This window comes from Chitinophaga sp. CC14 (assembly GCF_048957795.1).
Classification (GTDB): Bacteria; Bacteroidota; Bacteroidia; order Chitinophagales; family Chitinophagaceae; genus Chitinophaga; species Chitinophaga ginsengisegetis.
This window is the reverse complement of record NZ_JARBFY010000005.1, coordinates 1,815,626-1,841,922: the sequence shown is the minus strand read 5'-3', so window position 1 is coordinate 1,841,922 and position 26,297 is coordinate 1,815,626. Positions and strand designations below refer to the sequence as shown.

20 protein-coding genes are annotated in these 26,297 nt (G+C 46.8%); 14 read left to right on the top strand and 6 right to left on the bottom strand.

Annotation, left to right across the window (positions count from 1 at the left end; genetic code table 11):
- Positions 1–8: 8 nt before the first annotated feature.
- Entirely contained in the window at positions 9–2,510 is a 2,502-nt protein-coding gene (locus tag PV783_RS26845; protein ID WP_420990300.1) for a cation-translocating P-type ATPase, read from the bottom strand.
- 487 nt (positions 2,511–2,997) lie between these two features.
- On the opposite strand from PV783_RS26845, the gene PV783_RS26840 reads away from it, so the two are divergent.
- From PV783_RS26840 to PV783_RS26830, 3 genes are all read left to right on the top strand, one after another.
- Positions 2,998–4,434 (top strand): ArnT family glycosyltransferase, encoded by a 1,437-nt coding sequence (locus PV783_RS26840; protein WP_420990299.1) that lies wholly within the window; start codon positions 2,998–3,000, stop codon positions 4,432–4,434.
- Between the two features lie 187 nt (positions 4,435–4,621).
- The gene (locus PV783_RS26835) at positions 4,622–5,308 is read left to right on the top strand and encodes a hypothetical protein (RefSeq protein ID WP_420990298.1); all 687 of its coding nucleotides are present in this window, start codon (positions 4,622–4,624) and stop codon (positions 5,306–5,308) included.
- 17 nt (positions 5,309–5,325) lie between these two features.
- Complete coding sequence (locus PV783_RS26830; protein WP_079470310.1) at positions 5,326–5,706, top strand: hypothetical protein; 381 nt, start codon at positions 5,326–5,328, stop codon at positions 5,704–5,706.
- A 3-nt stretch (positions 5,707–5,709) separates the two neighbouring features.
- Here the strand turns inward: PV783_RS26830 and PV783_RS26825 are convergent, their stop codons facing one another.
- The 3 genes from PV783_RS26825 to PV783_RS26815 all read right to left on the bottom strand — a co-directional run bounded on the left by PV783_RS26825 (position 5,710) and on the right by PV783_RS26815 (position 9,141).
- The gene (locus PV783_RS26825) at positions 5,710–6,768 is read right to left on the bottom strand and encodes a response regulator (protein ID WP_079470309.1); all 1,059 of its coding nucleotides are present in this window, start codon (positions 6,766–6,768) and stop codon (positions 5,710–5,712) included.
- A complete protein-coding gene (locus PV783_RS26820) occupies positions 6,746–8,287 on the bottom strand; it encodes a PAS domain-containing sensor histidine kinase (RefSeq protein ID WP_420990297.1) in 1,542 nt (513 codons plus the stop codon). The genes PV783_RS26825 and PV783_RS26820 overlap by 23 nt, the downstream gene beginning before the upstream one ends.
- 140 nt (positions 8,288–8,427) lie before the next feature.
- Positions 8,428–9,141 carry a pirin family protein gene (locus PV783_RS26815; protein ID WP_079470307.1) on the bottom strand — a complete coding sequence of 238 codons (714 nt, stop codon included), beginning with the start codon at positions 9,139–9,141 and terminating at the stop codon, positions 8,428–8,430.
- 168 nt (positions 9,142–9,309) lie between these two features.
- On the opposite strand from PV783_RS26815, the gene PV783_RS26810 reads away from it, so the two are divergent.
- From PV783_RS26810 to PV783_RS26765, 10 genes are all read left to right on the top strand, one after another.
- On the top strand, positions 9,310–11,394 hold the full coding sequence (locus tag PV783_RS26810) for a TonB-dependent receptor plug domain-containing protein (protein ID WP_420990296.1): 2,085 nt from the start codon (positions 9,310–9,312) through the stop codon (positions 11,392–11,394).
- Between the two features lie 11 nt (positions 11,395–11,405).
- Complete coding sequence (locus PV783_RS26805) at positions 11,406–11,993, top strand: HmuY family protein (protein WP_420990295.1); 588 nt, start codon at positions 11,406–11,408, stop codon at positions 11,991–11,993.
- An 18-nt stretch (positions 11,994–12,011) separates the two neighbouring features.
- A complete protein-coding gene (locus PV783_RS26800) occupies positions 12,012–12,959 on the top strand; it encodes a DUF6607 family protein (protein WP_420990294.1) in 948 nt (315 codons plus the stop codon).
- Positions 12,960–13,062: 103 nt separating this feature from the next.
- A complete protein-coding gene (locus PV783_RS26795) occupies positions 13,063–13,644 on the top strand; it encodes an RNA polymerase sigma factor (protein ID WP_420990293.1) in 582 nt (193 codons plus the stop codon).
- A gap of 111 nt (positions 13,645–13,755) precedes the next feature.
- A complete protein-coding gene (locus PV783_RS26790; RefSeq protein ID WP_420990292.1) occupies positions 13,756–14,805 on the top strand; it encodes a FecR family protein in 1,050 nt (349 codons plus the stop codon).
- A gap of 226 nt (positions 14,806–15,031) precedes the next feature.
- Positions 15,032–18,424 (top strand): SusC/RagA family TonB-linked outer membrane protein, encoded by a 3,393-nt coding sequence (locus tag PV783_RS26785; RefSeq protein ID WP_420990291.1) that lies wholly within the window; start codon positions 15,032–15,034, stop codon positions 18,422–18,424.
- An 18-nt stretch (positions 18,425–18,442) separates the two neighbouring features.
- Positions 18,443–19,873: a RagB/SusD family nutrient uptake outer membrane protein gene (locus PV783_RS26780; RefSeq protein WP_420990290.1), complete on the top strand. Its 1,431-nt coding sequence runs from the start codon at positions 18,443–18,445 to the stop codon at positions 19,871–19,873.
- Positions 19,874–19,901: 28 nt separating this feature from the next.
- Positions 19,902–20,600 (top strand): DUF4843 domain-containing protein, encoded by a 699-nt coding sequence (locus PV783_RS26775; RefSeq protein WP_079470300.1) that lies wholly within the window; start codon positions 19,902–19,904, stop codon positions 20,598–20,600.
- Positions 20,601–20,636: 36 nt separating this feature from the next.
- Positions 20,637–22,091 (top strand): PKD-like family lipoprotein, encoded by a 1,455-nt coding sequence (locus PV783_RS26770; RefSeq protein WP_420990289.1) that lies wholly within the window; start codon positions 20,637–20,639, stop codon positions 22,089–22,091.
- A gap of 21 nt (positions 22,092–22,112) precedes the next feature.
- Positions 22,113–23,213, top strand: a complete 1,101-nt coding sequence (locus tag PV783_RS26765) for a redoxin family protein (protein ID WP_420990288.1) — start codon at positions 22,113–22,115, stop codon at positions 23,211–23,213.
- Between the two features lie 55 nt (positions 23,214–23,268).
- Here PV783_RS26765 and PV783_RS26760 read toward each other — a convergent pair whose 3' ends face one another.
- A complete protein-coding gene (locus PV783_RS26760) occupies positions 23,269–24,219 on the bottom strand; it encodes a DUF3829 domain-containing protein (RefSeq protein ID WP_420990287.1) in 951 nt (316 codons plus the stop codon).
- A 172-nt stretch (positions 24,220–24,391) separates the two neighbouring features.
- On the opposite strand from PV783_RS26760, the gene PV783_RS26755 reads away from it, so the two are divergent.
- Positions 24,392–25,492: a gliding motility-associated C-terminal domain-containing protein gene (locus PV783_RS26755; RefSeq protein WP_420990286.1), complete on the top strand. Its 1,101-nt coding sequence runs from the start codon at positions 24,392–24,394 to the stop codon at positions 25,490–25,492.
- Here PV783_RS26755 and PV783_RS26750 read toward each other — a convergent pair.
- The gene (locus PV783_RS26750) at positions 25,489–26,205 is read right to left on the bottom strand and encodes a sensor histidine kinase (protein ID WP_420990285.1); all 717 of its coding nucleotides are present in this window, start codon (positions 26,203–26,205) and stop codon (positions 25,489–25,491) included. The genes PV783_RS26755 and PV783_RS26750 overlap by 4 nt on opposite strands.
- Between the last annotated feature and the right edge of the window lie 92 nt (positions 26,206–26,297).

The following is a 26,297-nucleotide window of genomic DNA, read 5'->3' as shown; positions in this document are numbered from 1 at the left end:
TCATCAGTTTAATTGCGCTGAAATTTTCTCTTCCCCAGTTTCCATATTTCAAACCATAATACCGATGCTGCACTGATGGCGGTACACAGCAGCAGTTCATACACTGAAAGACCGGTAATACTGAAGAACCGCGCCACCGGCGGAATATATAACATCGCTGCCAGCAACAGCAGGGTGATACCAATTACGCCCACCATCAGTTTGTTCCGGTTGCGCATACTGTGTATAAAGGAGTAATAGAATGAACGGTTCACCAAGGTAAGAAAAATATTTGCGAGAACCAGCGTAGTGAACACCATGCTGCGGGTGAGCACTTCCCCCGAATCCCGTGCTACGCTCCACTGGTAGGCCGTTAGTACGCCTGCGGTGATGATCAGTCCCTGCAGGATGCTGATATTCATTTCCCGGAAAGAGAGAAAGGTTTGTGTAATAGGCCGGGGTGGTTGTAACATGGCATTTTCTTCCATCGGTTCATTTTCATACACAATAGAACAGGTAGGACCCATAATTACTTCCAGGAAGATCACATGCACGGGCGTAAATATATTGGGATAGATCCAGCCGAGAAACAGTGGGAGCGATACAGTGAGGATAATCGGGATGTGAATAGAGATGATATACTGCACCGCCTTTTTTATATTGGTATAAATTCTCCGTCCCATTGCAATGGCATCCACCATGTTGCTGAGATCATCATTCACCAGGATCAGCGCTGCGGCCTGTTTGGCGATCTCCGTTCCTTTTTTGCCCATTGCAATGCCAATGTGAGCAGCCTTCAGCGCAGGACCATCATTCACGCCGTCGCCGGTCATGGCCACCACTTCATTGTCTGCTTTCAACGCATTGATGGCGGCCAGTTTTGCTTCGGGGAACATGCGTGTAAAAATATTGACAGACTGTAAGGTTTGCTGCATCTTTTTTTCGTTCATCTGCATCAGGGCATCACCGTTTACGGCTTCATCTGCCTGCTGTAACGCGGCCTGTTGTGCAATGGCGCGGGTGGTAACGGCGTTGTCGCCGGTAATGATCTTTACCTTAATACCCGCCTGGTAAAATTGCTGGAATACCTTGCCAATATTGCTTTTAGGAGGATCGTAGAAGGCCAGCAAACCCACAAAAGCAAACGGCAGCTCCTGTTGCGTGGCGGGGTAGTTGGTACCGGTAAAATCCGAAGTGGCTACTCCCAGTACCCGGTAGCCTTTTGCTGCCAGTATATTTACCTGGTCGAGGATCGTTTGTTTTTCTTTTTCCGGGAGATGGGAAACCTGTAGTATCGCTTCCGGCGCTCCTTTCGCTGCCACGATGCGTTTGCCTGCTGTGTTCTCAAAAATATGCGTCATCATAGGAGGCTTGCCTTCCAGTGGATATTCATGCACCATTGTGTAATTGGTGCGTTCATCCACCGGCGTCATTTCTTCGTATAGCCGGTGCAGTGTTTTCTCCATCGGATCAAACGGTACCGGCTCACTGGCCCACATGGCGCTGGTGATCAGCGCCGCCGGAAAGTGACCGGCTTCATATATCGTGTAGTCGGCGCCGTTATACACCGCCTGCAGGCTCATTTTGTTTTCAGTAATGGTACCTGTTTTATCGGTGCAGATAACGGTGGCGCTGCCTAATGCTTCCACGGTACGGATCCTTTTTACAATAATCCCCATCTGCATCAGCCGCCTGGAACCCAGTGCCATAAAGGTGGTGAAGGCCACCGGTATTTCTTCGGGTAAAATAGACATGGCCAGCGTTAGCCCTTTCAGCAGGCTGTCGGTAAGGCTCCCGCTGCGGATGTAGTTAAACAGCCATACTCCCAGGAAAACGATCACACCGGCTACGGCCATCCATTTTACAAACTGCCGGATCTGTTGTTGCAACGGCGTTATTTCTTCTTTGATATTGAGAATGGCTTCTCCCAGCTGGCCGATTTTTGTTTGCGCGCCTATCTCCTGTACTTCACAGATAGCGAGTCCGGACACCACTACGGTGCCGCTGTACACTTTATTGTCTTCACTGTCGCTTTGTTTGAATACGGCGTAGGCTTCGCCGGTGAGGGCCGATTCGTTGACAGAAAAGTCATTGCTATGTACAATGATGCCGTCGGCATTGATCGTATTACCTTCGGACACCAGCATCATATCTCCCTTTACAATTTCGCTGGTAGGGATACTTTTCAGTTCCCCGCTGCGGATAACCGTGCTGAGTGGCTCATTCATTTTCTCCAGCGCTTCCAGTGCTTTACGGCTGCGGCTATCCTGGTAAAACGAAATGCCCGATACTAATGCAATGGCAGCCAGCATAAAATACGCCTCGCCCAGTTCTCCCATCACAAAATAAATGGCAGTTACTGCTATGAGTAATACCAGCATGGGCTCTTCCGTGATTTCTTTCAATACGGCCTTCAGTGGACTGGTAACAGGTTCCGGAGGGGTATTGCTGCCATGTTGTTCTCTTGAAGCAGTAACAGCTGCTTCATCCAAACCTTTGATATGCTCCGGTAAATTGATCTGTCCAGCCATGCAGGGTTGTTTTGGTGAAAGGAGGTCTGTTAAATTTACGAATTATGAATTAAGGATTTGTAATTCATAAATTTTTATCATCTTTAAAGATTGATTTGCCTGACGGGTGATAGGACGGTCTGATGCGGAATTTCTACTCTTCCCGCCTGAAAATGTACATCACTCACCTCACTGCCCGGCTGGAAGGAAATTGGCCACCACGCGCGATTTCTTCCGGTAGTTGAAACAACAGACGGCATTACCCTTACGCCTGAACGCGGATTAGCCGCTGTTTGAGGCTGAACATAACCAGTGCAGTAGTGTTAATTATAGTTAAGCAACAGGTATAAAATTACCAAGCGGCACAGAGATTGTGGAAGGAACGACTCTGATCACACTATCACAACTGTCAGCCTAACATATGCGGGATCTATCGGGGAGTAATCGTTTCTTGGCCTATATCACAGCAAATAAGTGGGTGGCTGTTGCCATCGGGATTATTGTGTTGATGAGATTTTCATTTACAGGGATCATGGGAGCTATGCCCCAGGATGCCTATTATTATTTCTACGGACAACACTTCGCCCTGTCATATTTCGATCACCCTCCGGCAATAGCATGGATCCTGCGTGCTTTTACCGACTTATTGGGCCGGCATGTATTTGTGATCAAGCTGGCAGATACTCTCGTAACCATCGGTACCCTGCTGGCTTTTTATCGCTTGTCGGCATGCTTCCTTCCCCGGGAACGAGCCTGGAATAGCCTGTTGTTGCTGGGCGCTACGCTGATGATCACTATCTTATCACTGGTATCCACGCCCGACGTGCCTTTGCTGCTGTTCTGGACATTATCGCTGATTGCTATGTACAGGGCGGTGTTTGAGCAGCGTAAAGCATATTGGATATGGGCGGGGATTGCAATGGGACTGGCATTCGACAGCAAGTATACGGCTATTTTCCTGCCGGCGGGCGCCGTGCTTTACCTGTTGCTGTCCAGGGAGCACCGCCGGTATTTGTGGTCGCCCTGGTTCTTTGCCAGTATCGTGGTTTTCTGTATCACCATTTTGCCGGTAGTGATCTGGAATGTGGATAACGACTTTGCCTCTTTCCGGTTCCAATCATCCGACCGGGTAGGGGGCGTGGAATTCCGGCCGCTGGATTTTTTCGGTGTTATTGGTCACCAGGCCGCCATCCTGTTGCCGGTATTATTCTTTGCCTTGCTGTATTATGTGTATAAGCTGGTCCGCAAATACGGATGGCATATTGGCCGGATCTCTGCCCGGCAGCTTTTCCTGTTATGCTTTTTTATCCCCGTTTTTGGCATTTTCTTCCTGATTTCTCCTATTTACTGGGTAAAGATCAACTGGATGATGCCTGCCTATATTACGGGCATTATATGGATCAGCACCTGGATCACGTTTAAATATGTACGCTGGCAGTGGATTTGCTCATTGGTAATACACCTGGCGCTGGCTGTAGAGATCATTTTCTATCCGGTACCTATTCATTCTGATGATACGATGATTGGCTGGAAAGGGCTGGGCGACGGTGTAAAGACACTGTCTGAAGAATACCCCGATGATTTTATTTTCTCTGCAGATGATTATAAAACCAGTGCCATGCTCAATCTCTACCTGGGGCGCATGGTATACTCCCGTAATATTATTGGTGAAAATGCCCTGCAGTTCGATTTTATCGGCACCGATATCAATGCATTAAAAGGAAAAAATGCCCTGTTTATCAATTCATTGACCGACGTAAACGATGATGTGGATGAACAGGAGTTTGTGGAAGAAGAACTGGCGCCGTTCTTTAGTTCGGTACGGCCGCTGCCTCCCATTGTTGTTACCCGCCAGGGCCGCGTAGTAAGGAAATTCCTCGTTTTCCGCTGCATGAACTATCAGCCTCCGCAGCAGGGTAATGACGCCGGTCATCCGAAAGAATGATGACAGTCAACAGAAGGAGTAATGCCCGTCATTGTTCAGCAATGCATTCCGGCTTAGTTTTACATCAGCATTTGGACATCCACCTGGATTCCTTGGCGTAAATAAAAGTGAAGATGTGCTGTTCGAGAAGGTATCACCGTTCTATCAGCGGTGGTACTTTTACCTACTGTTAAAAAAAATGCAAATCATGTTCAGCGGATTAACTCCTACATCCCGTCAGCGGAAATTTTGTGAAGGTTTTCTCTTTTTTCCCATCAGGCATTTACGTAAGTATGGGAATCATATTTTCAGGCAATACGGACGTCATGCCGGTGTGAAAGCATTATTGGATATGCAGTTGGGCATGCCGGGGAACAACGACCGGTATGCTGAAGAAATACAGCGCTGTATCGCCGAAAAGGCAGCACCGGAAACGGCGCAGGTGCTGGCAAAGCTGGAAGAATTTTATACGCAGGTACAAGCGGCTGCCGGTAGTTTGCCGGGCTTATACCTGGATTTCAGTGATCTCATCATTCATTTTTACAGGGAGGCATCCATCTATCACAATGTGATTCTGCGCAATATGAAGCAGGAATTACAGCCGGCCGGAAAATCAAAAAAACGGGAACCGGTGGTGGAACCCGGACAGGAACACATCTCTAAACTATACAGGGTAGTAAAAGAATTTGTTTTGCAAAGCAAAAGCATGTTGTCTGTACTGGAAGATGTGGCAAGAAAGGAGAACTATTTACCAGGCGAACAATATCTCCGCCAGATGATGGAATTAATATCAAACATCCGGCAGATGAATCATCACCAGCAACATCTATGTCAGCTATTGAAGAAATGGGGAGCGGATAAGAATCTGCATATGCAGCAAACCTATTATAATTAGCAACTATCAATATCAATATGTCTTATGAACCTCTGACTGAAACAGCTATTGCTGCCTACCGGGAAGCATGCAGCAACTGGATCAGGACGCTGAAAGCCTTAAGGGAAGATAATGCCTCGCTGATCAACCGGCTGGCGGCAGCGTTGAAAGAAACAACGCGGCGGTCGTTCATTGAGGAGGCAGAGGAGTTTCAGCTCACTATGCTGGACCGGGAAGAGTCGTTGGTCCTGTTGCGGCATGAGATAGGGGAGCAGCTCGACTGGCTGAATAAGCAGCCGGCGGGCGTGCCTGCGCCTCATCCGTATGCGGTGCTGAAAAATGATATGGAAGGAATGATGCAGGAGTACGAGCGGTTAAAGGTGGCATTCCTCGTTTTTATAGCCGCTGAAAAGGTATAGACATCAGTTTACCAGCGCCGCCAGTTTTTTGATAGATAGAAAAGCAATCTGACCCTCTTTCAATGCAATCAGCTGCTCATCCCTGAAGTCGCCCAATGTACGTATCAGTGATTCTTTTGCCACCCCCGCTACTGCAGCAAGGTTTTCCCGGCTGATATCAATCGTAAAATGTTTACTGCCTTTTGTATTGTATTTTTTATCGAGCATCAGTAATGCTTCCGCTACTTTTTTACGGAGCGAGTTATACGCGAGTCCGATCAGCTGCTGTTCTTTTTCCGCCATTTCTTTTGATAACATCTGGATAAATTTTCCCAGCACTTCGGGGTTACTGCTGATCAGCTGCTCAAAATCTTTTTGTGGGATCACCGCTACCAGCGTGTCTTCCATCGCCTCTGCATACTCCTGGTAGTTGCCGCCTTCAAGCAGGGCATTATACCCGAGAAAATCTCCTTCGTTATATAAACCAATGATCAGTTCTTTTCCTTCATCATTGCGTTTATACGTTTTTACTTTTCCCTGGAGCAGGTAGTACAAATGATCCGGGCGATTGCCGGCGGCGTAAATGCTTTGTTTCTTTTTATAATGATTGGTATTACGGTCTTCTTTGAGCAGGGTCAGCTGATCCTTGCCGGTACTGGCAGAGAGTAATACCTGGAGTCCGTGTAAACCGGTAACGGTGTCCTGTTTAATTTCTGCACATCTTTTCAGGCGGCTTTCTATAGCGCTGAGTAATTCCGTGCCTTCGAAGGGCTTGGTGATATAATCATCTGCGCCCAGCTCCATTCCTTTTCGTATATCCGTTCTTTCAGCTTTGGCTGTCAGGAAGATAAAAGGCGTTTTTTGCAGGGCTTTATTTTTATGCAGCATGTGTAATACGCCGTAGCCATCCAGCACGGGCATCATGATATCGCATACAATAAGATCGGGGAGGTGTTCCAGCGCCATTGCCACGCCTTCTTTGCCGTTGGTGGCGGTGAGCACCTGGTAGTTGGCCAGTTCAAGGATTTCTGCTACGTTGTCACGGATAGCAGCATTATCTTCAATCAGCAATATTTTTTCCATGAGCGTCAGTTTTGGGGAAGGGAACCGTAACAATAAACTCTGTACCTTTTTCCGGAGCGCTGTTACAGGAAACTGTGCCATTCATTAATTCTGCATATTTGGCTACAATGTGCAGCCCAAGTCCGGTGCCCTGGATATTGGATACATGCTGACTACGGAAAAAACGCTCAAAAAGATGCTGGCGGTCTTCTTCTGAAATACCTATTCCCTTGTCTTTTACGGATAACTGGAAAGTGCTGTCGCTACATTGTGAACGGATAGAAATGATGGCTCCCTCCGGAGAAAACTTGATGGCATTGGATACAAGATTCATAACAATGTGTTTTAATAGTGTAGGGTCCATGCAGGCATGAGCAGCGCCGTGGTGCGCATAGTAAATATTCTGTTTGGCTTTTTTGAGTCCGTCCATTTCACCGAGAATGTTGCTGATATGTTTGCCGGCATCAAAAGTACCGGGGCGCACCTGTATCTTTCCTTCTTCTATTTTTCCTACCGACAGGAAATCGTTTAATATATCCGTCAGCATATTTACGGCGGAAATAATACGTTGAATATGTTTACTCCGTTTGGCTAAATCATCATCAGCTTCATATTTGGACACCAGGTAGATGGAAGAGAGAATAGCGCTGAGTGGCGTCCTGAATTCGTGGGAGGCCAGGGATACAAACCTGGATTTAAGTTCATTCAGCTCCCGCTCTTTCTCCAGGGAAGTTCTCAGCTCTGATTCGGCCTGTTTAATGCGGGAAAGGTCAATGGCAATGCCGATGTACCCGGTAATATCGGAGGCATCGCGGATGGCGGATACCGTCAGGGAAACCGGTAGCCTGCTTCCATCTTTCCGGATATACTGCCATTCGTATTCATTGTACAGGTTCAGCCTGGCTTTGATCGTAAGTGTTTCCATACCGGGAGCAACCGGCTGATTCAGCTGTTGTGAAAATTCTTCTGCCCGCAGGGCTACTTCTTCCGGATCATGCAGCAGCAGCGGGGTATACACATCCACCACTTCGCTGGCTTTGTAGCCCAGTATCCTTTCTGCTGCCGGGTTGAACCACCTGATGAAACCATCGGTATTGATTACGATGATCATGGCGCCGGTGCTGGTCCATAAACTGTTGAGGAAGCTGTTCATCCGCTGGAGCGAACCGTCTTTAACGGCCGCTTCTTTCCGTTGCTGTGAAAGCTCGCGGAGCGTCATCTCAGCATTGCGGCGATCGGTGGTATCAGTGATATAGATGATCGTTAGTATTCCTTCAGGGGTGCTATGGTTAACCTGGTTGATCTCTACCGGGAACTGGCTGGTGTTTTTCCGTACCGCATATTGTTCTTTGCCATTGTGAATAAGCAACAAGCTCACTAACTGACCCGTAACCTCTTCTTTTGTGTAGCCAAACTGGTTAAGCAGGAAGGGGTTGGCCATCACGATCCGGTGCTGGTTGTCGGCAACCAGTATGCTGATGGTGGCATGGTTAAAGAGTACCTCGAAACCTATGTAATTATTTTGAGAGGTATTAATCATACAGGTAATTGACCCTTTGGAGCGGTGCTGTATAAATTTAATGATTCCCGGTGGAATAAATTACCTGTATGAATAAATTGGATGTTATTATTTTATAAAACTAATAATATGTTTGTATTTAATATGTATTAAGAAGATGCTTACTTCTGATTGACAGGTGTTTCAATAATCAGGAACTCTGTTTTCTCTCCACACTGCAGGATCACCTCACCGGTTTCCCATATCCCGATAGCATCACGCGGCTGCAATACCTGGTCCTGTACTCTCAGGCTGCCCGAAATGGAAAAGATAAACAGGCATTTATTCAGTTGGTTAAAGGTATAGGTAACACTGGCCGGCTGCTCATAATAACCGAGCGACAACTTCGCGTTCTGGTTGATCCAGCAATGCTGCATTCCTTCTTCACCGGATACGATGGTTACCAGTTTGTTCTTTCGTTTTTCCAGGGGGAAACTCCGCTGCTGATACCGCGGTGAAATGTTTTGTTGTTTGGGAAGAATCCAGATCTGTAAGAAGTTAACTTCTTCTGTACCTATATTGTACTCTTCATGTCGTAGCCCGCTGCCGGCACTCATGATCTGTACAGCGGGTGCTTCTATCTCGGTACTGTATCCCATTGTATCTTTATGGTTCATCTTTCCTTTCAGCAAAACGGAAATGATTTCCATATTCACATGTGGATGAATACCAAAGCCTTTGCCGGCTTCTACATAGTCGTCGTTGAAGGCGAACAGCGTACCAAAAGCGCTGCGCATCGGGTGGTAAAAATCACTGAAGCTGAAGAAGAAATTACTTTTCAGCCAGCCTATGTCTTTCACGCCTCTGTCGCCCGCCGGGAAGTATTGTGTTTTCATATATTAATGAACAGGTAATGATTTAAAATTGTTTGGACACCGGTTAGTTTTCCGGACTAACTAAGTTAAATGCAAATTTCCGGATCTCGTAAATAACTTTCCCAAACTCGTAAAGGTACTGATGTTTATGCCCGTACTTTTGCTTCACAATTTCAGATAAACCTTAAGATGTATAAATTTTTATTCCTGCTCACCTGCATCATGCGGGTAGGGACCCTTTTTGCCCAAACCGACACTACTTCCGGCAGTAAAGTGTTACAGGAAGTAGTGGTTACCGCCACCAGGAATGAACAACTGTTAAGCAAAGTACCCGTACCGGTTACGGTGATCCATAAACAACAGATACAGGCTATGGGAGCGGTACTGCTGCAGCAGGTACTGGCAGAACAAACCGGCCTGTTCATCACCTCCAACCACGGAACAGGCGTGCAGATGCAGGGACTGGAAGCAGAATATACACTTATATTACTGGATGGCGAACCGCTCATCGGCAGAACTGCCGGCACCTTCGACCTGTCGAGGATTGTAGTGGGCAATATTGAAAGGATTGAAATTATTAAAGGCCCCGTTTCTTCACTCTATGGCAGCGATGCACTGGCAGGCGTTATTAACATCATTACCAGCAACAACAGCAAGGAGGGAATAAGCAGTATCAGCGGGCGGTATGGCTCTAATAATACCTATACCCTCGATGGCAGTACGCGTATTCCTTATAAAAAAGGATCTTTCTCCGCCAGCGTAAATGCCTATAACAGTGACGGATACACGCTCGGGACAGGGGGCAGCACGCCTACCGTGTCGCCATTTAAAGCATATACGGCACAATCGCGCTGGCAGCACAACTGGTCTGAAAAATGGAGCACTGTTCTCTCTGGTCGCTACTATGAACAAAAGTACAACAGCTATTTCTCCGACGTAAAAGGAATGGTGGATGATATCGGAAAAGAGAAAGACATGAACGGATCATTGCAGCTCATTCATACGCCGGCAAAGAATTTCAGGCAAACGTTGCGGCTGTATTATTCCCGGTACTCCACCAATGAGGATATGCATTACCAGGCCGACAAAAGTTTGTATGATGCCTCATTTTTTACCCAGCAATACCTGAAGCCGGAGTACCAGGCCGACTGGCAGCTGCACCCGAAACATCAGCTCACCGCGGGTATGGGGTATGTGCATGAATCGCTGGAAGCCACCCGCTATGAGGAACGTATGGCCTTTAATACCGGGTATGTATTTATACAGGAAAACTGGAAACCGGCAGATGCATGGAATGTATTGCTCGGTGGCCGCTTTGATACACACAATCAATACCCTTCCCAGTTCAGCCCCAAGCTGTCGGTATCCTACCAGTTAACGCCCAACTGGCGCTTGCTGGGCACCGTAGGCCGCGGCTACCGCGCACCTGATTTCCGACAGCTGTACCTGCATTTCAATAATGCAGCAGTAGGTTATACCGTGGTAGGTACCAAACTGGCGGCAGACATCCTGAAAGAAATGGAGAAACAGGGGCAGATCAAACAGGTAAACATCGACCCGGAACAACTAAAAAACCTGGATGCCGAAAGCTCCTGGTCATACAACCTGGGAGTGGAAGGGAAACCATTTTCCCGCACCACCGTCAAAGCAAATGTCTTTTACAACAGTGTAAAAAACCTGATTGACACCCGTGCTATTGCCGTAAAAACAAACGACCTCGCTGTATACAGCTATGTAAATATCAACAGCATTACCACTGCCGGCGCAGAAGCGGAGCTGGGACAAGCCATTGGTAGCCATCTGCAGCTGTCTGCCGGCTATCAATACCTTCGTTCAAAGGACAATGATCTTTTTAAAAGGGTAAAGAACGGGGAAGTATATACGAAAGATGAGACTACCGGGGAAACACGCGCACTTACCCGTAAGGAATACTTCGGATTGTTTAACCGCTCACATCATTCCGCCAACCTGAAAATTGCGTATAGCCTTTCCCGTTTTGGTATAGATGCGAATGCACGGGTGCTGTACCGCAGCAAATACGGCTTCACCGACGAAAACGGGAATAACACGCCTGATAAGACCAGCGAGTTTGTGCCCGGTTATGCTACGGTAAACCTGGCAGCCGCGAAATACCTGTTCAAACGCCAGCTGCGTATGCAGGCCACTGTGGAAAACGTATTTAACTACACGGATGCGCAGCATATCAGCACCATGCCCGGAAGGATCTATTCTGTCGGGGCCACCTGGAATTTTTATCATCACGTAAACCATTAACCAAATACTATATGAAACAAATACTCACAGCTGGTATGCTGTCACTGTCGCTTTTTACACTGGTGTCCTGCAGCAAAGATGATGATAATACCGTTACACCGCCGGTTGTTGCAGTGGAAACTAAAACAGTAGCAAACGTCGACGCCGACGCAGCGAATAAAGGCAGCTTTACTTTATACAGTCTTGTGGACAATAAAGTAATCCCCAACAGCGATTCTGCCACCACCAAATGGGATATTGGTTTCAAAGCCACTACCATCATCATCAACGGTGGTACCAGCGGACCGGGTAAAGCAGAAGCCCAGGTGATCACCGGCATATTCAGCCAGTTGGTAACTGCGCCGGAAACGGGCTACACTGCCGATGCTGCTGCAAAGAAAGCCATCACCGGCTGGTATTCCTACAATATGACCACCCACGTGATTTCACCGGTAACAGGCGCCGTGATTGTACTGAAAACAGCGAACGGTAATTATGCCAAACTGGAAGTGACCAGCTATTATAAGGATGCGCCGGCCACTCCGGATCAGAATTCAATAAGCCGTTACTATAACTTCCGGTTTGCTTATCAGCCGGATGGCACACGTAAGTTCAACTAACCACTCATTTTTATTTTTATGAAACGTATTACCATTTTAACCATCGGCGCATTCATGACGCTGGCAGCAACAGCCCAGCAAAAGGGCGGTGATAAACTATCGCAGGATAAAGCAGCTATCAAAAGTATGTGTGGATGCCAGGAAGTGACCTTTGAATACACGGAAACATTCCCGGCAGATACCAGCTATAAACCCAAAGGATATCATAAAATTATTGACGCCATAGAATATGTAACCGTTGCATCCGAAGATCCCCGCCGCATTGTATTGCAGCATCTGCTTATTGCAGACAGCAGCGTGATCAAGCACTGGACGGAAGACTGGCAGTACGAAAATCAGCAACTGCTTGCTTATGCACAGGATAACCAGTGGAAGAAGATCACCCTGCCCGCTGCCCAGGTGAAGGGCCAGTGGTCGCAGAAAGTATATGGTGTGGATGATGAGCCGCGTTACGAAGGCTCTGCTACCTGGGTACATGCCGATGGCCGCCACTACTGGGAAGCTGCGTCCGATGCACCGTTGCCCCGCCGCGAATACACCACCCGCAAGGACTATAATGTATTACACCGGGTAAATCATCATGAAATCACTGCTACCGGATCTGTACATGAGCAGGATAACAAGAAAGTGATCCGCGCAAATGGTACTGATAAGGTGATTGTAGGAGAGAAAGGATTGAACACCTATAACCGCACCGGCGAAAGCAAATGCCAGCTGGCTAAAGAATGGTGGGAACAACATAAAGCTTTCTGGACAGTAGTACGTAAGAGTTGGGATAAAATTTATGGTGAAAGCAGTGAAATTAACCTGCAGAAGAAAGTAAATAATGAACCGCTATATAAGGTAATGTCTGCGCTGGAGGAAAAAGCTTTCCGCAAAGAGCTTTCCGGCGCCGAACTGGAAAAGACCGTAACAACTACATTACAACAGTTTTCGCATAATACAGAGTTGAGTTTACAACGATAAACGAGTGGATAAGAAAAGTACCGCAGTCATTCCTGGCTGCGGTTTTTTTGTTTTGCTAAAATATTTTGAACTATTTTGTCGGGCAATCATATATTACGTGGATATGCCTTCCCGGAGTAATTACGATGAGAACACAATGCTGGAGCTGTTATCACAGGGCAGTGAGTATGCTTTTACGGAGCTGTTTAGCCGCTACCGTACAAAGGTGTATTCTGTGGCATTCCGGTTTCTCCGGTCGCAGGCTGCCGCTGAAGAAGTGGTACAGGATGTGTTCCTGAAGTGCTGGTTGAAACGTGAAACCCTGCCGGAGGTGAAAAACCTGGATGCCTACCTGAAAGTTGTGACCAGGAACCTGGTCCTGAACCGTTTCCGCAAACTGGCCAACGAAGCCGCCGCCCAGGAAGAGCTGGGCCGCCGGGAAGTAATGGTAAACGATACTGATCACCGGATACAGGAATACCAATACCAGGAAATTATCCAGGCTGCCCTCGGACAGTTGTCGCCCCAGCAACGGGAAGTATACCGCCTCGCCAAAGAAGAAGGACTAAGCCATGAGGCCATCGCCAGTCGCATGCATATCTCCGCCGTTACCGTTAAATCCCATATGGCCAGGGCATTACAGTCGATCCGCCGCTACCTGAACGGCAGCATCAGTATCTTCCTGTTGATGTCTCTTATTAAATAATAATAAAAAATATATTTTTTCACCCTCCACCATTGGAATTTGCCGGGTGTCTGTTATTATATAAGTTTTGAAAAACTACCTGTAAGTTCCTGTAAAGTTATTGTAATCGTTATGACGAACGATCCTGGATTCAATGAATTAATGGATAAATACCTTGCCGGGAAAGCCAGCGAGGCAGAGTGGAATGAATTGAGGGGATTGATCAACAAAGGCAACTTTGATGAAGAAATAAAGAACCGGATAGATGCGGAATGGGATAGTGGCATTATGGAACCAGGCGTTTCATTTGAGCGCTATCATGAGATGATCGGCAATATTATGTCGGCCGAATCACATATTGCCAGTATCATCCCGCTTAAACGGAACCGTCGCCGCAGCATGCGGAGGCTGGCCCTGGCAGCTGTTGTAACCGGCTTGCTGGTGCTGCCTTTCGCTGGCTGGTGGTGGTGGCATGCCGGCGGAAAGCAGTCCCCGGTAGCCATTACCAGACCCGCAGCAGCACCTGCCGCGGAAGAAGTGGTGGAAGTACAAACGAAGTTTGTACGCCTGCCCGATGGGAGTACGGTATTACTCGCGGACAACAGCCGCCTGGAATATAACCGCGATTTCAAAGGAAATAAAAGGGAAGTACGGTTATGGGGAGAAGGATATTTTGATATTAAAGAAGTGCCGGATAAACCCTTTATCGTGAAAACCGGTAAGCTCAGCACGCAGGTACTTGGCACTGCTTTTAATGTAAAAGCATCGGCCGATCAGCAGCGTGTGGTGGTTACCGTTACCAGGGGTAAGGTGAAGGTAAATGATGAAAAAAACAGCTATGGTGTACTGGTAGCGGATCAGCAGTTATCGGTAAATATGCTTACCAGCACAGTAACAAGGGCAGAGGTGAAGAGCATAGAAGTGGTAAAATGGAAAGATGAATTCCTGGTGCTGGACGATGTAAGCATGGAGGAAGCAGCTGTTATGATAGGAGATAAATACCATGTGAAAATATTATTTGCCAATGAGTCATTAAAGAATTGCCGTATTGCAGGAACATTTTTTCATAACCAGCCTTTGGAAAAAGTGCTGACCATTATTTGCAGTGTGGCAAATGCCGGGTATACCATTTATCCCAATGATAAAGTAGTACTGAACGGAGAAGGATGTGCCAACCAATAAATAAACGCTTATCAAAACGGTAGTCAATCAAATAAACGGAATGTAACATCGGTGAAGATTTTCATCTGGTAAGGCGCGTTGTGCACCGCGCGTAGCTGCTATTTTTTTATTGTAATTATCTAAATCAACCATCAGAATTATGGATCTAATCTCCGTGAGGGATCGCTATGTCCCTATGCGAATCAACCAACCATACATTAAGAAAAAGGGCAAAACAGGTTTTATTATGAAGATAATTTTCTTGTATTTTTTTCTGCTGGCATTGTCCGTTCAGCTACTGATAGCCTCACCGGTGTTGGGCCAGGAACTGGGAAAGAAAACAATTACACTGGGTCTCAGGGATGAATCACTTCACAGCGCTATTAAGAAAATTGAGCAGGCAAGCGGTTTTCTTTTTGCCTATCCACCTACAGCAGTGGCGAAATACAAGCATATCACGCTGCCAACCGCCAGCCGCTCCGTAAGTGCTACACTGAATGCAGTTCTCGAAAATACCAACCTCGCTTACCGGGAGGTGGACAGCAGCGTGGTATTGTATGTAAAACCTATTGCCAATCCCGGCATTTCAGGCAACGACGCCGCTGAACTATTCCAGCAACAGGCAGTTATTACCGGCCGTATCCTTGATGAAAAAAGTGGCGACCACATTGTTGGCGCCACCATTATTGAGAAAGGAAATAAAGTACTGAACGGCACCACTTCCAACGAAGTAGGTGCCTTTAAAATACCGGTGAATGTATCAGGAGGGAAAGCCACCTTGCTCATCAGCTATGTAGGCTATGAAACAAAGGAAGTGGAAGTGCGCAGATCCGCTAATCTCACTGTTAAACTAAGTACCAGCTCCAAGTCACTGAACGCAGTAGTGGTAACCGGACTGTTTTCCAGGCCGGCGGAAAACTTCACCGGTGCAGCATCTTCCTATACAAAAGAAGAACTGAACAAGGTATCGGGCAATAGTGTGTTAAGCGCACTGCGCGCACTGGACCCCTCTTTCCAGATGCCGGAAAATATCGGTGCCGGTTCCAACCCCAATGCATTGCCCAACGTGGTGGTAAGAGGCGGTAACAGCCTCGGCAACCTTAACGGGACTAATCAAAGTAACGTATACGACTTTACTACCAGCCCCAACACACCGCTCTTTATTATGGACGGATTTGAGGTATCACTGCAACGGGTAAACGATTTCGACATGAACCGCATCGCAAAGGTTACTATCTTAAAAGATGCGGCAGCTACCTCTATTTACGGTTCCCGTGCAGCCAACGGCGTAATTGTTATTGAAACTATAAGGCCCCGCGAAGGCAGTTTACGTGTAACCTATACCGGTAGTGTGGTAGCAGAACTGCCTGACCTGAAAGGCTACGACCTGGTAAACTCCAAAGAAAAACTCCAGCTGGAAAAAGAAGCCGGTCTTTATAACGGCTATCCCAACCCCGTTTGGCAGGAAAGAAAAGATTTCCTGTATAACTACCGCCTGGCGGAAGTAGCCAAAGGTATCAATACCGACTGGCTCAATGTACCCCTGCGCAATGGCATCGGCAGTACGCATAACCTATACCTGGAAGGTGGCTCGGAATCGGTGATGTATGGCCTCAATGGTACTTATAACACTACAGAGGGCGTTATGAAGGGCTCCAGCCGGCAGAATATTTCCGGCAACACGTATTTGTCCTACCGGTATAAAAACTTTTTATTCAGAAATGATCTCACCCTCAATTTCAATAAGGCAGTTAACTCACCCTATGGTTCATTTTATACTTATACTAAATTAAATCCTTACTGGTCGCCTTACGATGCGAACGGTAATCCCAAATACTACCTGGAAGATATCCGCTTCTTTGATGACGCACGGCTGGCTTCACAACTGAACCCGGTTTACAATGTGTCGCTGCATTCAGTAGACGAGTCCAGGCAACAGAATATCACCAACAACTTCTTTGCACAGTGGCAGGCAAAAGAATGGCTGCGCTTTACCGGCCGCTTTGCCTATCAGCGCACTACCACCGGCGGTGATAGATTCCTTCCGGCCCAGCATACATCCTTCGATAGTATTCCCGTGGAACGGTATTATGAAAAAGGATCTTACACCAAAGGGTATGGCTTCAGGAACACAATCGATGGATCTTTTACCATCGACCTGAACAAATCCTTCGGATCACATATGTTTTTCGGGTCAGTGGGTACTACCCTGCGCCAGGATAAACTTACTTCAGAATCCTATACCATCAACGGATTCCCGAATGATAAACTGGACCAGGTGACACTGGGAAACGGCTATAAAGCAGGTTCGCGGCCATTCGGTGGAGAAGGACTTACCCGCCTGCTGGGATATTTCGCCAACGTGAGTTACGCATACGACAACCGTTACCTGCTGGATGTTTCCTACCGTCTGGACGGTTCTTCCCAGTTTGGCGCCAACAAACGCTTTGCCTCTTTCTGGAGCGTAGGAGGCGGATGGAATCTTCATAAAGAAAAATTCCTGGAAAACAGTACTGCTATCAACCGGCTGAAACTCCGCTACTCGTATGGTTATACCGGCTCCTCCAATTTTGCCAGCTACCTCGGTCTTACTACCAGTAAGTATTATACCGACCAGGACTATTTATATCACCTCGGTACCTCCCTGCTGGGCTTTGGCAACCCTAATCTTGCCTGGCAGCAAACTGCCAAAAGCAACTTCGGTATTGACGGTACTTTTTTCAGGCGACTGGATATTAGTGCCAACTATTTTGAAGAGAAAACAAAAGGCTCCGTGGTATCTATCACCACCGCTCCATCTACCGGGTTTTCCATGTATATGGATAACATGGGCGACGTAGTAAGCAAGGGGTATGAAGTAAATTTGCGCTATACCATTTTCTCTAATTCGCGCAACCGCGACAGCTGGTCCGTTTTTGCCAACGGATTCCATGTGCAGAATAAAATTGAAAAAATCTCCAATACCCTCGAACAGTTAAACAAGAGAAATACAGACTCACTCAGCACCACACCGCTGGCCCGGTTTGCCGAAGGCCGCAGCACCACAGCCATCTGGGCAGTGCCATCGCTGGGCATCGATCCTTCTACCGGAAGGGAAATTTTCCGTACCCGCAACGGTACCACTACTACCGTGTATGATCCGCTGGACCAGGTAATAGTAGGAGATGCCCGCTCCACACTGGAAGGAACCTTCGGAACTAATTTTGAAAAAAGAGGCATCGGGGTAAATCTCTATTTCCGGTACCGGTTTGGTGGCTACACCTACAATCAAACACTGGTTGACAGGGTAGAGAGCGCCGACATGAGATTTAATGTGGACCGCCGCGTATTTGAAGAGCGCTGGAAAAAACCGGGTGACGTAACTTTTTATAAAGGTATTGTGGATAATAACGGGTATACTATTAACACTATCACCTATGCCACTTCCCGCTTTGTACAGAAAGACGACTGGCTGAGCCTCGAAAGCGCCTCGCTGTATTACCGCTTAAGTGATGCGCAGAACGCACGGCTACGCCTGCACGATACCAAAATCACCCTCTTCACGAACCAGCTGTTCTGGTGGTCCAGCATTAAGCGGGAAAGAGGACTGGATTATCCTTTCAGCCGCAGCTTCACTTTACAGTTACAAACCACTTTTTAATTTTAAGAGGATCTGAACATGAAACATCTACGCAATATATTTTTCCTGGTGGCTTCCGTTGCCTCACTCACACTTACTTCCTGCAAGAAATGGCTGGATGTAAGACCCAAAACCGAAATCAAGGAATCAGAACAGTTTTCTACCGAACAGGGTTTCAAAGATGCGCTGTATGGCAGCTATCAGAAAGCAGCAGACGGGCAACTCTACGGTGGCAACCTGACTTTCAGTTTCCTGGAAGTGCTGTCGCAGGGATACGACAATACCACGAAAATAGACCACGACTTTTTCTATGCCGCTACCTACCAGTATAGCAATGCCGGTATAACAGACATCATCAACAACATCTGGAGTAATATGTATGCTACCATCGCGCAAACAAATTATATCCTGAAAAACATCGACAGTAAAAAATCAGTCTTTACAGCAGATAACTATAATATTATCAAAGGTGAAGCGCTGGCGCTGCGGGCGTTTATACACTTTGACCTGCTGCGCTTATACGCGCCTTCTCCTAAATCAGATGCTACTGCCACTGCCATTCCTTATATGACAGCCTTTACGGTAACGCCACAGGCACGTCTGACAGTAACCGAGGTGATTGCATTATGTGAAAAAGATCTGAAAGAAGCAGAAGCGTTATTGAAAGTATACCCGCAAATGAGCAATCCCGGTGGTAACGACGACTTTCTCGCCTTCCGCAGCAACCGCATGAACTATTGGGCGGTAAAAGCATTACTGGCAAGATTGTATCTCTACAATAACAACAAAGTACAGGCACTGGCTTATGCAAAAGAAGTAATTGCCAGCAATAATTTCCGCTTTATTACTTCCGGTGAATTAACAACCAATGCTGCTGATCTCAACAGGACCTTTACACCGGAACACATTTTCTCTATCTATGTATCTAAGCTGAGAGAGCCTGTGAGCAGCTATTTTATGATGGCTACCGGTGATAAAATGTATAGGAAATTTACCATCACGGAAGAACGCAGAAAAGCCGTGTTTGAAACTGCAGCAGGTGGCAGTACCGATATCCGCTTTGTTAGTAACAGCCTGTGGAGCGTAAGCAATGGTATTATATTCCCCAGTAAACTCTGGCAGGTAGATGAAAACAGGGAATCACTAAAGAAAAGAATACCGGTGCTTTCCCTGTCAGAAATGTATTACATCGCCGCAGAAAGCGAGCCAGCTCCTGCTGAAGGACTCAAATGGCTGAACAGGATCCGTGCCGCCAGGAACATTGTAGAACTGCAGGCAGGGCTGGATGCCGCTACTTTACAGCATGAAATATTTAAAGAGTACCGCAGGGACTTTATCTGTGTAGGACAACTCTTCTATTATTACAAACGGTTAAACCTGGCTAAAATTGAAGGTGCCCTCAATGGTACCATCAATAATACGCAGTACGTACTGCCATTGCCCAACCAGGAAATCGAGTTTGGAAAATAATCATCTGCATCTCTTTAAATCATTAAACATGAAAAATATTAACCGGCTGATAGCAACAGCCATATTATACCTGCTGATAAGTGCATGTGGAAAGGAAGAGCGGCTGATGTACAAAGAACCGCCTGCTATCTACTTCTCCCGGGATTTCGTATTGCCCGACAGTATCAATTACACATTTGTGGTAAAACCAGATACCGTATTGAGAGATACCGTGTACCTCAATATCCGGATCACCGGGCTGGCTACTGATGCCGACAGGAAATTTAACCTGGTAATAGCGGACAGCTCTACCGCCGTGAAAGGAAAACATTTTGATATAGGCCCTGCCGTTATAAAAGCAGGTGAATATGCTATAAAGTTCCCGGTATACCTTTTCCGTACTCCGGATATGAAAGATAAAGTGTTCTCTGTTTATTTTCGTATAGCCTCTTCCGATGACTTTGCCGCAGGATTCGCCAACAGCCTTAAATACCAGATAAGGATAACGGATATGCTGCTGAAGCCCGCCGATTGGAGCGATTTCTTCTACGGCGCCTATTCACTCACCAAGCATCAGTTCATGGTATCGCGGTTAGGTACCACCGCTATCACAATGGGAACAGGCGCACAATTCTCGGAGATCATGTCTATCCTGCAAAAGATGCGTGTAGAACTGATCAGGTACGAAAATACAAACGGACCGCTGATAGATGAAAATGGCAACCGGGTTACTTTTCCTGCTATTTAATCTGCATTCTTATTTCTTTATCCTAAAAGTTGCAATATGAAATTGTCAGTATATAATTGGTTATGTGTTTTAATGCTGGTAATGCTTACGCTGTCCGGTTGCCTGAAAGACAAGAGCAATAAAGATATTATTCCTATTAATGTGCTGAGTATCTCTGATACCACCGCAGTAGATGCCGTACTGCAGTTTGATACATTAACTGTGAGGCCCGATATTAAAGAGGCGGTACCGTCAGACAAAGATGGACTGGTATATGAATGGAGCATCCACCAGAATGATTCTGAAGATGCTTACCCGGTATATATCCTGGACAGCACCCGTTACCTTCACCAGGCTATCCGTGTGAAACCTGGCATTTACAGGCTCATTTATAAAGTAACCGTGAAAGCCTCCGGTGTTTCTTACTTTAAGTTCTTCAATCTGAAAGTCATTAATCGCTTCAGCGAAGGATGGCTGGTAATGGAAGATGTAGCCGGTAAAACAGATATGAGCATCATCCTGAACACAGATACCTCCTTCCATCATATTTTCACAGAACTGAATAAAGACTATGTACTGAATGCACCGGTGCAGGTAGCTACCACTAACTTTTACGGTGCTAAATCGGTGTGGATGTTTGGCGCTGATAACGCCATAGAACTGGAGTATACAGAAATGACAAAACTCACAGACTACACCAGTTGGTTCTGGGAAACACCGCCAGTGTTCCATCCGCAAAAGTTCAGACAAATCGATGACGGGACGAATATCATGATTAACGATGGTCTTCTGAATGTACGTGTTGCCGGAGGTTTTCCGGGAGATGTAAAATATATGAATACACTTCCTTTCCCGGGAGGCAAAGGCGATAACTATTATTTTTCTTCTTATGTAGGGGTCGGTCCGCAACCCTACACCGGTGAAAAAACGCCCTATTCCGCTATCTTTTTTGATACAAAAAGCAAAGGCTTTGTATACCTGTCGGGTGCTTCCCTGATCCCTTCCCTGGTGGCTTTCAGCGCACCGGAGCCGGGTAGTTACTTTGATATGCGTAATATCGGGATGGACCTCCTTGCAATGGACCAGGGAAATGCGCCTTTCCTGAATAACGCTATCTTTAAGGATAACGGTAATTATTATTTATACCAGATAGATGGCAACCGCTCGGACCCCACCGTCGGAAAAAAACTGATCACGGGCGATGCACCTGAACTGGCTGCCTTCACTAAAATGACCAGCTCCAAAAAATTACAGCAGATCTATTTTCTCGTTAATGGCAACATCTACCTGTATGATATTCCCTCTGGCAAAGCAAGGGCCATCAAGGCCATTGCAGCAGGAGAGCAGGTAACTTACTTCCAATGTACCGGCGACGATGTAATGGTAGGCACCTGGAACGGTACGGAGGGAAAATTGTACCGCTACAGGATCAGTCCCCTGGGCGATTTCCAGAATGTAAAGGTATTCACTGGTTTTGGCAAAATTGTAAGCATGACCTATAAAGCAGCATAACCATCAAAACCCACTATTAATATGAAGAAATCAATCGCCTTGTTGACAGCCACTATTGGCATACTGTCGGTACAGGCACAGAACGGTAAAGGCTATACGATTAATGGCGTTATCCACGGAGAGGACACCGGTAAAGTATACCTGAATACTTTTATGCTGCCCGGTCATGAGCCGGATTCCACTGTGCTGAAGAACGGGAAATTTACGTTTAAAGGAAAGGTGGGCTCACCGCAATTGTATTCGATATGGACGGCCGCTTCAAAATATAATGGGATATCGTTTTTCCTGGAAAACAACACTATCACCATTACCGCCTATAAGGATTCTATGGGCGCCGCAAAAATAACCGGTTCGGCAAATCAGCCTTTATACACCGGATGGGCAGAAACATGGGAAGCAATACGGCAGAAGGCAGGCAAATTATATCAGCGTTCGGATGCGGCAGAGAAAAGCAAAGACAGTGTGGAGAAAAAGGCCGTAACAGCCGGATTTGCTGCTCTGGATAAAGAACTGGATAGCGCTGTTACCGCTTTTGTAAAGCGTTATCCCGGTTCGCCAATGGCCGCATTTGTGATCGTGGACAGGTATATCAATTATTCTTATCCGGAAAAAGCGGCGGCTGCCTATAAACTGCTGACCGACGCGGCAAAGAAAACAGACTACGGCCTGGCCATCAAAGCCTCGATGGATAAACACGCTAAAATGAGCGTGGGCGCCCGTCCGGCAATGTCGCTGCCTGATAGCACCGGTAAGCTGGTGAAGTTGACCGACTTTAAAGGGAAGATAGTACTGGTGGATTTCTGGGCCAGCTGGTGTGGGCCCTGCCGTGCAGAAAATCCCAACGTAGTAAAAGCATATCAGCGCTTCCATGATCAGGGTTTTGATATTCTCGGTGTATCACTGGATACTGATAAAAAAGCCTGGCTGAAAGCGGTAGGTAAAGACGGACTAACGTGGACGCACGTATCAGATTTGAAAGGCTGGAAAAGTACTCCTGTATTGGAATTTGGTATTTCAGGCATTCCTGCCAACTTTATTGTTGACGGCAGTGGAAAAATAATCGCACAGAATTTACGCGGAGAAGAATTAGAGAAGAAGTTGGAAGAAGTATTTAAGAAATAGTCACCGCTAAGATAAATGGGTAGATATCCACGCTGGATATCTACCCATTGTTATTTTATTTTGTGAAGCTGTTGTACCTGCCAATCATGGTATCGAGCGCGCTGTCGAGGCTTTCGAGCTGACTGTCGGTCATTTCGCCTTTTTCCCTGGCGTCACGCATGATCCTTTTTGCTGTCAGCAGGAACTGATGGAAGCTGTCGTAGAAGTTCTTGTAGTATCCGTCTTTGCTTTCTTTTGCCGCGTTGGCCATATCTATGCCGGCATGCGCTGCCTGGCTTTTTTCCAATGCATCATAGGCGGCCTGTGCTTTGTCGCTGATCTTTGCGAAGTCTGCACCGCCTTCTCCCAGCAGGTTAATGTAATCGCGTACCGACTGCATATCTGCTTTCATAGCCAGTACGTATTCTTTTATGGGGCTGTCTTTCAGAATGATCGCCTCACTGGCATCTGCTACTTCACTTACTCTTTTCATCAGGACGGCTTTCTGTTCAAAAAATACCTGGGCGTTGTTGCGGATAGAATCTGCCAGTGCCAGGCCCTTTGCGCCTTTATCGTCTTTATAGTCCTGTGCTTTCAGGTAATCATCCAGTTGGGTGTAAGTAGTTTTTAACTTGTCGAACGAGCCTTTAAAGCTGGCTACCTTTTCTTTAAAAAACTGTTGATCTGCCTTATTTAAGGCATCTACCGGTTCTTCCACTTTCACCTTTCCATGACTGATCATACTGATCATAATGGGTTTGATGATACTGCTGAGGAAGGCAGGATTGCCGTTGCGAGACAGCAATTCGGTTACACGGTCGGCGTTATTTACCAGCCGCTCTACGTAATCGGAATTTTTGTTAGACAGGTCTACAATCAGGTTGGTGTACTCAATTACGTCATTTGCCGAAGATGCAGATTTATCTTCGTACGCTGCGTTGCTGTCTTTTTTACCAGTTTCATTACATGACACAAACGTGGTGAGAAGGGCGGCTCCCAGGGCTAAGTACAGTACGGATCTTTTCATGATAAGTGTTTTTCGGATTAAACGATGGCACAATCGCGTGCCGGGGCTTTTTCGTGGGCAAAGATATTTTTTCAGGCAAACAAAACAAAAGAAAAGTAGGAAGACAAACTACTCGTATAAGTATATGTCATCATCTATATAACCGGTAATTTTAATGCGGTAAATGAGCGGCATGTTTTCAGATCTCACAGTTATATACGGAATACTATGCTGCTGGCTGTTTTTGGCTGTGTGCGCCCCGGCGGAGGCACAGCAGATACCCTTAAGTAACCCTTCACTGGAAGGCCGTACCGGGAAAGGTTTGGTTCCTGCAGGCTGGATGGTAGCTAATGGTACGCCGGATACACAGCCGGGCGTTTTTGAGATCCTGCTGGCTCCTTCGGCAGGTAATAGTTATATAGGTGTGCATAGTGGAAAAGGATTCCTGGAAGGTATTGCCCAGAAGTTGTCTGCCCCGTTAAAACAGGACAGCACTTATATATTGAGCTTCGACCTGGCCTTTACACTTTACTATTTATACCCGGCCTGTTATGGCAACCTGGCAATCTTTGGAGGTAATGCACCGGGAGATACTGCTGAGTTGTTATGGTCGTCCGGTAATTTTATCCATGAGAACTGGAAACGTTATCATGCCATATTCAGGCCGCACCGCAGTCATGCTTATATTTCGTTCTGGGCTTACCCAACAACGCCCTGCAACAAAAGTATGTATGGAATAGCGTTGCTGATGGACAATCTTTCTGCCATTGATCCGCTGATACCGCCCGCAGTGCAGGCCAGTGTAAAGCCCTGCAGCTGCGGGGAAGTAGCCGATGGCCGCATTATGCTGCACGTAACCGGTGGCGCGGCGCCCTACCGGTACCGGCTGGATAACGGGCTGTGGCAAACAGACAGCGTGTTCCCCGGGCTTGCGGCGGGTACGCATATAGCGGAAATAATGGATGCACATGATTACAGCGCCGGCATAACTGCTAAGGTGGAATCTCCCTGGAAAAACTGTACGGTGGTAATGCCCGGTGCTTTCAGTCCGAACAACGACGGGCTAAATGATTTGTTTCGTCCGAAAGTATACGACGTTATTCACGACTACCGGTTACGGGTATATGACAGGTGGGGAGCTTTGGTGTTTATGAGCAATGCGCCCGAAGTGGGCTGGGACGGGAATTTTAAAGGCATGCCGGCGGGAGTGCAGGCATATGTATACATATGTACGTATACGGATAGCCGTAGTGAACAGCATGTATTGAAAGGAACGGTGATGCTGCTCCGTTAATAATTAAAGGTAACCGAGAAGACAGAACCATTTTTACCGCTGGTTACGCTGATGTGTCCGTTGTTGGCGGCAACATACGATTTTACAATGGCCAGGCCCAGGCCGGTGCCCTCTTTGCTGCGGGCGTTTGTTGCCCGGAAAAAAGGAGTGAATAAAAAGCGTATATCCGCCTCCGGTATACCAATGCCATTGTCCTTTACTTTGATGCAGAGGTGGTTTTTCCGGAAATGCAGGCCCAGCAGTGGATCCCCGGAAGAATATTTAAACGCATTGCTGATGAGATTGGTGAGTATCCCCGCCAGGTGGCTTCTGTCGATATAGATATTACGCGGGCGTCCGGATACTTTGATGCGGAGTTCCCGCTGGTCGGCACGGTTGCTGAAATATTGCTGCCGGATCATACTGGCAAAAATGGGTAGGGCTGTTTCTTCCGGTTGTGTTACTGGGTTGCCGGCTACCACGCTGCCGGTAGCGAGGATGTCATCTACCATGCTGCTTAAAATGTCTATTTCTTCCTTAATGCGGGACAAATTGCGTTCGTAAAACGGTAACATCAATTCATCTCTCTGCATTTTGGTTTCCAGTAACTCTATGGAGGACGAGATGGCACTGATCGGTGTTTTAAATTCATGTGTAGCCATTGCAATAAAATCCGATCGCATTTCCAGTAATGATTTTTGGCCACCTGCATGCCTTTTGATATGGTTCAGCATACTTTTTTTTTGGTTGATTCTTAAATAAGGTTTCTATTTCGAAGGATATCGGGTTAGGAGCACAAATGGTTATGTACACAATATACGAAACT